Source organism: Pseudomonas sp. TMB3-21, from assembly GCF_054898145.1.
In genome coordinates this window covers 1,842,417-1,854,054 of the sequence record NZ_CM142718.1, presented here as the reverse complement: position 1 = coordinate 1,854,054, position 11,638 = coordinate 1,842,417, and the positions used below count along the sequence as shown (strand labels likewise).

General features: G+C 58.0%; 10 protein-coding genes. 2 read left to right on the top strand and 8 right to left on the bottom strand.

The window, feature by feature from the left end; translation table 11 throughout:
- Window positions 1-260: 260 nt before the first annotated feature.
- Both ACYZTS_RS08565 and ACYZTS_RS08560 read left to right on the top strand, forming a co-directional pair.
- Window positions 261-1,637: a glutamine synthetase family protein gene (locus ACYZTS_RS08565; protein ID WP_028623670.1), complete on the top strand. Its 1,377-nt coding sequence runs from the start codon at window positions 261-263 to the stop codon at window positions 1,635-1,637.
- Window positions 1,638-1,998: 361 nt separating this feature from the next.
- Window positions 1,999-2,637: a TetR/AcrR family transcriptional regulator gene (locus tag ACYZTS_RS08560; protein WP_461995323.1), complete on the top strand. Its 639-nt coding sequence runs from the start codon at window positions 1,999-2,001 to the stop codon at window positions 2,635-2,637.
- Window positions 2,638-2,839: 202 nt separating this feature from the next.
- Here ACYZTS_RS08560 and ACYZTS_RS08555 read toward each other — a convergent pair whose 3' ends face one another.
- The 8 genes from ACYZTS_RS08555 to ACYZTS_RS08520 form a co-directional block, all read right to left on the bottom strand.
- Complete coding sequence (locus tag ACYZTS_RS08555; protein WP_003444581.1) at window positions 2,840-3,055, bottom strand: TOBE domain-containing protein; 216 nt, start codon at window positions 3,053-3,055, stop codon at window positions 2,840-2,842.
- 30 nt (window positions 3,056-3,085) lie between these two features.
- Complete coding sequence (gene ssuB / locus ACYZTS_RS08550) at window positions 3,086-3,892, bottom strand: aliphatic sulfonates ABC transporter ATP-binding protein (RefSeq protein ID WP_461995321.1); 807 nt, start codon at window positions 3,890-3,892, stop codon at window positions 3,086-3,088.
- The gene (ssuC, locus tag ACYZTS_RS08545) at window positions 3,889-4,671 is read right to left on the bottom strand and encodes an aliphatic sulfonate ABC transporter permease SsuC (RefSeq protein WP_461995319.1); all 783 of its coding nucleotides are present in this window, start codon (window positions 4,669-4,671) and stop codon (window positions 3,889-3,891) included. Before ssuC ends, ssuB begins: the two co-directional genes overlap by 4 nt.
- Window positions 4,672-4,679: 8 nt before the next feature.
- Window positions 4,680-5,828 carry an FMNH2-dependent alkanesulfonate monooxygenase gene (ssuD, locus tag ACYZTS_RS08540; protein WP_461995317.1) on the bottom strand — a complete coding sequence of 383 codons (1,149 nt, stop codon included), beginning with the start codon at window positions 5,826-5,828 and terminating at the stop codon, window positions 4,680-4,682.
- A gap of 39 nt (window positions 5,829-5,867) precedes the next feature.
- The gene (locus ACYZTS_RS08535) at window positions 5,868-6,848 is read right to left on the bottom strand and encodes a sulfonate ABC transporter substrate-binding protein (protein WP_461995315.1); all 981 of its coding nucleotides are present in this window, start codon (window positions 6,846-6,848) and stop codon (window positions 5,868-5,870) included.
- 101 nt (window positions 6,849-6,949) lie between these two features.
- Window positions 6,950-7,543: an NADPH-dependent FMN reductase gene (gene ssuE / locus ACYZTS_RS08530; protein WP_461995313.1), complete on the bottom strand. Its 594-nt coding sequence runs from the start codon at window positions 7,541-7,543 to the stop codon at window positions 6,950-6,952.
- 315 nt (window positions 7,544-7,858) lie between these two features.
- Complete coding sequence (locus ACYZTS_RS08525; RefSeq protein WP_461995311.1) at window positions 7,859-9,223, bottom strand: OprD family porin; 1,365 nt, start codon at window positions 9,221-9,223, stop codon at window positions 7,859-7,861.
- Between the two features lie 430 nt (window positions 9,224-9,653).
- A complete protein-coding gene (locus ACYZTS_RS08520; RefSeq protein WP_028623661.1) occupies window positions 9,654-10,979 on the bottom strand; it encodes an OprD family outer membrane porin in 1,326 nt (441 codons plus the stop codon).
- Between the last annotated feature and the right edge of the window lie 659 nt (window positions 10,980-11,638).

Sequence of the window (11,638 nt, the reverse complement as noted above, 5' to 3'; positions counted from 1 at the left end):
GCTGTTATGGGTTTGAATCGGAGCTTAGCCTTGTTCATTTTTTTACACAACACCCCCGTAAAAAATACAACACGGCCCGCTCAAGCCCGCGGCCGGCAAAGCGCTCAAGGGCATAAAAACGCCCCAAAGTGCCTCAAAAAAGCCTCGTGAGCGCTTTTTTAGGGCAAAAACGGCCTCGCTTGACTTCGGCATGCCGTTCGGGTTGACTGAAACCCGAAGAGATCAATGATTGATATTTTTAACAACAAAGGTGTTGCATCATGTCGGTACCCCCGCGTGCCGTTCAGCTTAACGAAGCGAACGCGTTCCTTAAGGAACATCCTGAGGTTCTGTACGTTGACCTTCTGATTGCGGATATGAATGGTGTGGTGCGCGGCAAGCGCATCGAACGCACCAGTCTCCACAAGGTTTACGAGAAAGGCATCAACCTGCCGGCCTCCCTATTTGCTCTGGATATCAATGGCTCGACGGTGGAAAGCACCGGCCTGGGTCTGGACATCGGCGATGCTGACCGAATCTGCTATCCAATCCCGGACACCCTCTGCAATGAGCCTTGGCAGAAGCGCCCTACCGCGCAACTGTTGATGACCATGCACGAACTCGAAGGCCAGCCGTTCTTTGCTGACCCGCGGGAAGTGCTGGCCAATGTAGTCCGCAAGTTCGACGAGATGGGCCTGACCATCTGCGCTGCGTTCGAGCTGGAGTTTTACCTGATCGACCAGGAAAACGTGAACGGTCGTCCGCAGCCGCCACGCTCGCCTGTATCCGGAAAACGCCCGCATTCGACACAGGTCTACCTGATCGACGACCTCGACGAATACGTCGACTGCCTCCAGGACATCCTGGAAGGTGCGAAAGAGCAAGGCATCCCGGCGGACGCGATCGTCAAGGAAAGTGCCCCGGCGCAGTTCGAAGTGAACCTGCACCACGTCGCCGACCCGATCAAGGCGTGCGACTACGCGGTACTGCTCAAGCGTCTGATCAAGAACATTGCCTACGACCATGAAATGGATACCACTTTCATGGCCAAGCCGTACCCGGGCCAGGCCGGCAATGGTCTGCACGTACACATTTCGATTCTTGATAAAGAAGGCAAAAATATTTTTGCCAGCGAGGATCCCGAGCAGAACGCCGCGCTGCGTCACGCGATCGGCGGTGTGCTCGAGACCCTGCCCGCGCAGATGGCTTTCCTCTGCCCTAACGTCAACTCCTACCGTCGTTTCGGCGCACAGTTCTACGTGCCGAACTCGCCGTGCTGGGGTCTGGACAACCGCACTGTGGCGATCCGCGTGCCGACCGGTTCCTCGGACGCTGTGCGTATCGAGCACCGTGTGGCCGGCGCTGACGCCAACCCGTATCTGCTGATGGCTTCGGTTCTGGCAGGCGTGCACCACGGCTTGACCAACAAGATCGAGCCGGGCGCACCGGTGGAAGGCAACAGCTACGAGCAGAACGAGCAAAGCCTGCCGAACAACCTGCGTGATGCATTGCGCGAGCTGGACGACAGCGAAGTCATGGCCAAATACATCGATCCCAAATACATCGATATCTTTGTGGCCTGCAAGGAAAGTGAGCTGGAGGAGTTCGAGCACTCCATCTCCGACCTTGAGTACAACTGGTACCTGCATACTGTTTAAGCGGGTGCAGTAAAAACGAACGCCGCAGGTTTAACAGCCTGCGGCGTTTTTTATGGCTGGCTGATTTTCCGTGTTCTTACGGTTGGCACGAACCCTGTGGTGAGGGGGTTTATCGGAATGCCGCACCACCCCGCTGGAGGCCGAAGGACTCCCTTTTATGCCCAATACAGTCGGGTCAGGCATACCTCATTGACTGGCTTTGGGGCTGCTGCGCAGCCCAACGGGGGTAAACCCCCTCGCCACAGGTAACCCCCCTCGCCACAGGTGGACCCCCTCACCACAAAGACCACCCTCGGCACAGGGGATGTGGAACATCTCTGCGCTCTGCGTACAATGCCCGCTGCCCCCGCAGGAGTCTCCAATGACGCGCATCGCCACCGTTCGCAAACCCCGCGCCCGCAGTCAGGCGCGGATCGATTCGATACTCGACGCCGCGCGCACGCTGCTGGCAACCGAGGGCGTAGCCAGCCTGTCGATCTACAGCGTCGCCGAGCGCGCGGAGATTCCGCCCTCCTCCGTCTACCACTTCTTCGCCAGCGTTCCAGCCCTGCTCGAAGCGCTGACCGCCGACGTCCACGGCGCTTTCCGCGCCTGCCTGCAAGCGCCCATCGACCACGATGCCCTGCGCAACTGGCACGACCTCTCGCGCCTGGTCGAACAGCGCATGCTGGCGATCTACGACGAAGATGCCGCCGCCCGCCAGTTGATCCTCGCCCAGCATGGCTTGACCGAAGTGACCCAGGCCGACCGTCAGCACGACATTGAGTTGGGTGATTTGATGCACAAGCTGTTCGATCACCATTTCGAACTGCCGAAACTGCCGACCGATGTCGATGTGTTCGCGCTGGCCATGGAGCTGGGCGACCGGGTATATGCACGTTCGGTGCAACAGCACGGACAGATCACGCCGCGCATGGCCGAGGAAGGGATGCGGGTGTTTGATGCGTACCTTGGGCTCTATCTGCCGCCGTATCTGCCAAAGCGCACGGTTTCAACCTGATCTGCGTGGCGGCTCCTACGGCCTCATCGCGAGCAGGCTCGCTCCCACAGTGGATCTTCGGCGAACAAAGCATTTGAGTACGACAAAAATCCCTGTGGGAGCGAGCCTGCTCGCGATGGCCGCACCGCTGACATGACCTGTTCACACGCATAAAAAAACCCCGAAAGGCTTGTGCCGTTCGGGGCTATAGGTGGCGCATGGATCACAACTTGGCAATCGACACCTCGGTGGATTTCACAAACGCAATCACCTCGCTCCCGACCACCAGTTCCAGCTCCTTCACCGAGCGCGTCGTGATCACCGAAGTGACGATGCCCGAGGCAGTCTGCACGTCGATTTCGGACAGCACGTCACCCAGCACGATTTCCTTGATGTGGCCTTTGAACTGGTTACGAACGTTAATGGCTTTGATCGTCATGATGTTGATTCCCGTCTTTGGATAATTGAGTTATTGCGCCCAACGCAACTGCGTGGGCAAGGGTGAAACAGGTTCAGGCTCCGGCGGTTGGCCAGGTAATGCGAGGACGCGGTTGAGGACTTCGGTTTCCAGCGTCGCCAGTCGATGAGAGCCACGCACTCGGGGCCGCGGCAGTTCCACATGCAAGTCGAGGCCGACTCCGCCCTCTTCGATCAGAATGACGCGATCGGCAATCGCCACCGCTTCACTGACGTCGTGGGTCACCAGCAACACGGTAAAACCATGCTTGTGCCAAAGCCGCTCGATCAGTTGCTGCATTTCAATGCGGGTCAGCGCATCCAGCGCGCCCAAGGGTTCGTCCAGCAGCAGCAAGCGCGGTTGATGAATCAGCGCGCGAGCCAGCGCCACTCGTTGCTTCTGCCCACCGGAGAGTGCGGCCGGCCACTCGTTGGCGCGATCCGCCAAACCTACCGATTCCAGCGCTTCCAGCGCTTGCGGCCGCCAGTTGCCGGACAAGCCGAGACCGACGTTGTCGATGAGTTTTTTCCACGGCAGTAGCCGCGCTTCCTGAAACATCAGCCGCGTGTCTTCGCGTGCTTCGGTCAACGCTGCAGAGCCCGCCAGCAATTCACCGCCAGTCGGTGTATCGAGCCCCGCGAGCAAACGCAGCAAAGTGCTTTTGCCGCAACCGCTGCGGCCGACCACGGCCACGAATTGCCCAGCCGGAATGTGCAGGTCGATGCCGCGCAACACCTGCCGCGAGCCAAAGGTTTTCTGCAGTTTGCGTACCGCCAGCGGTATTCCGCGCAACAGGCGTGGAGGTTGTTGAGCCGTCATGCGAAACCTCCTTTGGCAACCTGATACGCCGGATGCCAACGCAACCAGACACGCTCCAGACCACGGGCCGCGAGGTCGGCCAGCTTGCCGAGCACCGCGTACAGAAGAATCGCCAGCACCACCACATCCGTCTGTAGAAACTCTCGGGCATTCATGGCCAGATAGCCGATGCCAGAGCTTGCGGAAATGGTTTCCGCGACGATCAACGTCAGCCACATAAAGCCCAGCGCAAAACGAACGCCCACCAGAATCGAAGGCAGTGCACCCGGCAAAATCACTTGGCGGAACAGGCTGAATCCGGACAAGCCGTAACTGCGGGCCATCTCCACCAACGCCGGATCAACGTTGCGAATGCCGTGATAGGTGTTGAGGTAGATCGGAAACAACGTGCCCAGCGCCACCAGAAAAATCTTCGCCGACTCGTCGATGCCGAACCACAAAATCACCAGCGGAATCAGCGCCAGGTGCGGCACATTGCGGATCATCTGCATTGAACTGTCGAGCAGGCGCTCGCCCCATTTCGACAGGCCGGTGATGAAACCCAGCACCAGGCCGATGCTGCCGCCAATGACGAAACCCAGCGCCGCACGCCAGCCACTGATCGCCAGATGCGTCCAGATTTCACCGCTCTGTACCAGGCTGATGCCGGCTTCAATCACGGCGATCGGCACCGGCAGAATCCGTGTCGACAGCCAGCCCGCCGACACCGACAGCTGCCACACCGTCAACAGCAAAACCGGCAACGCCCAGGGCGCAAGGCTGTGAGTAATTTTCTTCATGACGCGCCTCAGCTCTGCGACGCGGCTTTGGGAAGAATGTCGTTGGCGACCATCTCACCGAAGGGGCTGACGTAGTTGGCGCCTTCGGGCAACTGCGGGCGCTCGATGTCGAGGTGCGGAAACAGTAGCTCGGCGATCCGGTACGACTCTTCCAGGTGTGGATAACCGGAGAAGATGAAGGTGTCGATGCCCAGGTCTGCGTATTCCTTCACGCGAGCGGCCACAGTCGGGCCATCGCCGACCAATGCCGTACCAGCCCCACCGCGCACCAGGCCGACACCGGCCCACAAGTTGGGGCTGACTTCGAGGTTGTCGCGACTGCCACCGTGCAGCGCGGCCATGCGTTGCTGGCCGACCGAATCGAAGCGCGCCAGCGAAGCCTGGGCGCGGGCGATGGTGTCGTCATCCAGATGAGAAATCAGGCGATCCGCGGCTTGCCAGGCTTCGGCATTGGTTTCACGAACGATCACATGCAGCCGAATCCCGAAGCGCACGGTGCGACCGAGCCTGGCGGCTTTGGCACGAACCTGTTGGATTTTCTCCGCCACGGCGGCGGGCGGTTCGCCCCAGGTGAGGACCATTTCCACTTGTTCCGCCGCCAGATCCTGCGCCGCTTCCGAAGAGCCGCCAAAGTACAGCGGCGGACGCGGTTGCTGGATCGGCGGATAGAGCAGCTTGGCGCCTTTCACGCTGATGTGCTGCCCGTCATAATCGACGGTTTCACCTTCGAGCACGCGGCGCCAGATGCGGGTGAATTCCACCGAGGCTTGATAACGTTCTTCGTGAGTCAGAAACAAACCGTCGCCGGCCAGTTCTTCCGGATCACCACCGGTGACCAGGTTGAACAGTGCGCGGCCACCGGACAGGCGATCCAGCGTTGCCGCCTGACGCGCGGCGACCGTCGGGGAAATGATCCCGGGGCGCAACGCGACCAGAAACTTCAAGCGCTGGGTCACTGGAATCAGCGACGCGGCGACCAGCCACGAATCTTCGCAGGAGCGGCCCGTGGGGATCAGCACGCCGCCAAAACCGAGGCGATCCGCCGCTTGCGCGATCTGTTGCAGGTAACCGTGGTCGACGGCGCGCGCGCCCTCTGATGTACCGAGGTAATGGCCATCACCGTGGGTAGGTAGAAACCAGAAAATATTGAGGCTCATGGAGTGGTCTCCTTGGGAAATCGAATGTCGGGGCTTTGGTTACGGAGCTTTGGTTACTGAGCTTTGGGCAACGGCGGCCGGTGGCGACCAGATCACGTCTTTGATGCTGAGCGGCTTCGGTATCAGCTTGAGCTGGTAGAAGCTGTCAGCGATTTTCTGCTGCGCGGCGACTACTTCCGGGGTCAGGAACAAGGCACCGAAGGCCTGGCGTTTCACCGAGGTCCGGGTGATGTCTACTGGCAAGCCGAGCAGTGGCGCGACCTGTTGGGTCACATCTTCGGGATTGGCCTGGGACCACTCGCCGACGGCGCGTACTTCTTCCACGAGAGCCTTGATCACCTGAGGATTTTTCTGCGCGTAGGGTTTGGTCGCGAGGTAGAACTGATGGTTATCGACGATGCCTTTGCCATCGCGCAAGGTGTGCGCTTGCAGCTGCTGTTCGGCAGCGGCCTGGTATGGATCCCAGATGACCCAGGCGTCTACGCTGCCACGTTCAAAGGCAGCACGCGCATCGGCGGGTGGCAGGAAAACGGTCTGGACATCGTTGTATTTGAGACCGGCAGCTTCCAGCGCCCGCACCAGCAGGTAATGCACGTTGGAGCCTTTGTTCAGGACGACTTTTTTGCCTTTGAGGTCTTGCACCGATTTGATCGGTGAATCCTTCGGTACCAGGATCGCTTCACTGTGCGGCGCCGGCGGTTCGTAAGCGACGTAGAGCAGATCGGCGCCAGCCGCCTGGGCAAATACCGGAGGCGTTTCGCCGGTCACACCGAAGTCGATGGAGCCGACGTTCAGGCCTTCAAGCAGTTGCGGGCCGCCGGGGAACTCGGTCCATTTCACGTCCACGCCTTGCGCGGCGAGACGTTTTTCCAGCGTGCCTTTGGCTTTGAGCAGTACCAGGGTGCCGTACTTCTGATAACCGATTCGCAACGTCTCGGCCTGAGCTTGAGTAATGGCGCCGAAGGACACAGCCGCAGCAAACAGAGCGACCAGACCGCGACGCAAAATGACAGTGCGCATAGCGCTCTCCTTTTTGCAGTTGGGTATTGGCTGCACCTGCTTGCCCGTTAGCGAGCGAGTAAGGTGAGGACTTCAGATTCAGGTGTGGCTTGAGTGCTGGCTCAAATGCTCCAGCGAGCACTCAACAAACGTTCGTTCAACAGGTTCGGATCAAGCGGTTTCGGGCGTCGAGCCATGGCGCTGAAAAACAGCTCCAGAGATTCGTCCAGACGTTGTTCCAGCTCCGGCGCCAATTGCGCCTGCGCACTGCCTTCGCCGTAAGCGATCTGGCTGTCGACGGCGAAAATTCCTTGGAGCATTTCCTGAGCTTTCAACGCCGACAGCACCGGTTTGAGCGCGTAATCGACTGCCAGCATGTGGGCGATGCTGCCGCCAGTGGCGATGGGCAACACTACTTTGTGCGCCAGAGCGCGTTCAGGCAGCAAGTCCAGCAAAGTCTTCAGAGCACCGGAGAACGAGGCCTTGTAGACCGGCGTGGCAATCACCACGCCGTCGGCATTTTCGATCTGTTGCAGCAGGTCGATGACTTTCGGGCTGTCGAAGCGTGCGTGCAGCAAGTCTTCGGCCGGGAAGTCCCGTATCCGGTAACTGACCACTTCCACACCTTGCTCCTGCAACCAGCGTTGCGAGCGCTCCAGCAGCACCCCGGAGCGGGAGCGTTGACTGGGACTGCCACCGAGTGAGACGACCAGCATTCAGATATTCCTTGAACGATGCAGGCGATTCGCAGTGTGCGATCTCGCTTTGATGGGAAGACCTTAACAGGGGATTAATATATCTATAAATCATATTTATTCATTTGGTTATTCGTTTATGGACTATGCGTTTTACTGTATTCCGCTCATAAAAAAGGCCGTCGAAGCGGCGACTTGCAGCATTCCGTGGCGTTGCGCCCGGCGTGGTCAGGCCTTCAGGGAAGATCCAGCAGTGCGTTTATCGCGGCGCAGATAGCAAAAAGCCCCGCCAGGCTTATGCCGGGCGGGGCTTTCTACAGCGGTACGCGAGTGCTGTTACAACAGCGGGATCGAGTAGCTGAGGATCAGGCGGTTTTCATCCTGGTCGCGTTGACCTGGAATGTCGTTGCGCCATGTAGCGTTCTTCCACATGAAGCCGACGTTCTTCAACGGACCTGCTGGAACGACGTAAGCTACCGTCAGGTCGCGCTCCCACTCGGAACGACCGGAACCATTCTCGGCGCCGTTGCTACCCACAGTGTCGATATTGTCGCCACGCAGGTACACCATACCGGCGGTCAAACCTGGCAGGCCGACCTTGGCGAAGTCATACGAGTAACGTGCTTGCCAGGTGCGCTCGCCCGCACGGCCGAACTTCTGGATTTGCATGTCGGTGATGGTGTAGTTCGACGAACCGTCGCCCTGGTTCAACCAAGGGAAGTCGCTGCTGCCATTGCTGACCTGATAACCACCACCAAAGGTGTGACCGGCAACGGTGTACAGGAATAGGCCGCTGTACAGATTGTTGTCGACCTTGCCTTTACCACTCTGCATACCGGTGTAGTTACCGTTGCTGTAATAGGCGGGCGTATTGCCGTTAGCCCCGTCATCGGAGCTGTTGAAGTAACGAAGATCAGACTTCAGCACGCCCGGACCGATTGCCCAGTTGTGCACCAGACCCAGGAAGTGTTGCTTGTAGAAATCTTCCAGGTTGCCGTAGTAGTACTGAGCCGTCAGGTCTTTAGTGATTTTGTAGTCACCACCGGCGTACATGAACTTGTTGCTGTTGGCTATACGCGGGTTTGCACCACCGATAGACAGTTGCTCGTTGTTGCTGGAGTTACGTCCCTTCACGTGTTCGATCTGACCACCGACCAGCGTAAGGTCCTTGATCTCCCCGGAAGTGATCTGGCCACCCTGCCAGGTTTGTGGCAGCAGACGACCGTCATTGGTTGCGATTACCGGATTTTTCGGCTGCAAGGTACCCAGTTTCAGTTCGGTCTGGGAGATCTTGGCTTTTGCCGTCAGGCCCAGGCTGGAGAAGTTATCAACTGCTTCACCGTTGGACTCGCTAGGGAAAACAATGCCGCCATAAGAAGTTGCGGTGGCCCCGTTTGTACCGCCACCTGAATCCAGGCGCACGCCCAGCAGGCCAATCGCGTCGATACCGAAACCGACGATGCCTTGTGTGTAACCCGAAGTGAAACGCAGGTCAAAGCCTTGGCCCCATTCTTCGCTTTTGCTCTGGACACCATTTGTCCGGCTGGCAGGAGTGCCCGCCGCGCCATCACGGTTATCGGAATTGATGTAGAAGTTACGCAACCCCAACGTGGCCTTGCTGTCTTCGATAAAACCGGCGGCGCCTGCCTGCTGCGCCATAACCCCTACGGCCACAGCCAGGGCCAAAGTGGACTTGTTCATGTTTCGCTCCTATCGTTTTCTAATTCTTGAGTAACCGGTCCGGGGTCGAGTGCCCCGAATCCTGATTCGCGCAATAAGCGCATCGCCCCTGTGCCCATGTAGCCAAGGGCCAGCCATCTGAGTGGGCGCGCATAATAAACCCAAAAAAATCTATGTCAGCATTTTTCATTTCCTTTCGGAATATCGGGTTGCACCGCTCTAGCACGCCCGGACAGGGGGTATCGGCCTTGGTGTCAGTTTCTGAACCATGAAAAGTGAAAGGTGTGGATATTGAGTCGTGGACTCACTCCTGAGCCGCGGACGAGACTCACTTTAGAATTGTTCGCGACAAACTAAAAAGAATAAAAAATTAGAAGTTCCGTTAATCTGGATATATGGAATTGCGGGCGAAAAAAAGCCCCGCCGGCGGGCGGGGCTTCTCTTGTGGTACTTACAGGAAGCTGTAGGTGTAGTTGAAGATCAGACGGGTCTGATCCGCATCGGCGATGCCGACAGCGTCGCCGCGATAGGTGCCGTGACGGACCGTGGTCCCGAAGCCTTTCAATGCGCCTGTCTGAATCACGTAATCCACACGCAGGTCACGCTCCCACTCGGTGGCATCCGGGCCGCCAACAGTCCGCGATTTGATATCGTCGCCGCGCAAGTAAGCGGCCGATGCCTTCAGGCCTGGAACACCCAATGCTGCGAAGTCGTAAGTGTATTGACCGAAAGTAGTGTTCTCACCGGCACGAACGAAGCCGTTGATCATGGCGTCAGTGAACAGGTAGAAGCTCGCACCGCCCGCTTCCTCACTACGACCACCATCGTTGGTCACACTGCCTTGGTTCATATAAACGAAGCCGCCATCATCCCCGACCTGTTGGTGGCCCAACAGGAAAGCACTTCCGCCGAGCGTGTACGTGAAGATCGCACTCCAGGTTTTGTTGTCGACTTCGCCGGTGTTCTTCGCATATCCACCGTTGTTGCTGAACGCGTAGCCAGCGTCGCCGTTTTTGCCATCGGAACTGCTGTCGAAATAGCGCAGGTCAGTCTTGAAGGACTGATTGGCAGCAATCGGGTAAACGTGCGTCAAACCGAGGAAGGTCTGCTTGTAGAAATTTTCCAGGTTGGAGTGGTAGGCCTGCAGCGTAAGTTCTTTAGTAACCTTCCAGTCAGCACCGGCGTAACGGAACTGATTGCTTTCTTGAGTTGCACCCGCCACCGACAGACCCGTCGAGTTGGAGGAAGCGCGACCCGATGCATGCTCCAACTGACCAACGTTGAACGTCACGTTGTCAATTTCCTTCGAGGTGATGGTGCCACCTTCAAAGGTCTGCGGCAGCAAGCGGCTGTCATTCGCAACCAGGATCGGCATATTAGGCTGCAGAGCGCCGCCATAGTGGGCTTCAGTCTTGGAGAAGCGCGCCTTGACGTTACCGTTCACTCGGCTCCATGAATCGGCAGCTGAATTGCCGGACTCACTCGGGAAGAATGAACTCGGGTACGTATGCTTGTTATCGCCACCCAGGTAAATCCCAACGAGCGCCTGTGCGTCAAAACCGAAACCAACGACACCTTGGGTGAAGCCGGACAGGTAATCAAATTTGAAACCCTGCGCAGTCTCACGCTGATCCGCCCCGCCATCACGGTTATCAGCGTTGAAATACATGGTCCGCGAACTGACTGTCGCCTTACTGTCTTCGATGAAACCGGCGGCGCCTGCCTGCTGCGCCATAACCCCTACGGCCACGGCCAGGGCCAAGGTGGACTTATTCATTATCAAGCTCCTCTCGTTTCTAATTCTTGTGTTCTTGGTCCGGAGTCATGCGCCCCGGATTCCTAAGATGTTTGATTAGCGCCGCACCGTGACTCGTAAGTCAATCGTAACTATGTACGTCTACGACCATAGTCTAATCCCCGGATTTGGGGGCAGTTGCTGACTGGTTTTATCGAATCTGCACCAAATGATTTGGCCGTCTGGTTTTTCATACCGTTTCGGAATAGACCCGGTGGATTCGTCAGGGGGCGCCTCACTCGAAAGCTAATTCCTAAGGGGTATTACTGGTCTTTTTTTAGATCGATTTGCTTTAGGCGAAATCAATCCAGGGACAGGCTCCATGACCACCAGACGCGCACTATCCAGACCAATTGTTACAGTTTTTGTATCGCTCTCACTGTCATTTCCTGCGCGCGCGGTGAACCTCACCGGGGGCTACCAGAGGCACAGGAAAACCAGCGCTTTGCTGGAGGGTGGCACGGGGAGGGGATTGGCGAGACGGCGAAGTTTTTGAGGGAGCAGGGAAAGATGGAGGCAGGATGAACACCTACGGCGAGGGAGCTTGCCCCCTGCTGGGTTCTGCAGGCTTCAGGGCTGCTACGCAGCTCGACGGGGGCAAGCCCCCTCACCACAAATCACAAGACAAAGGCCACAATCAC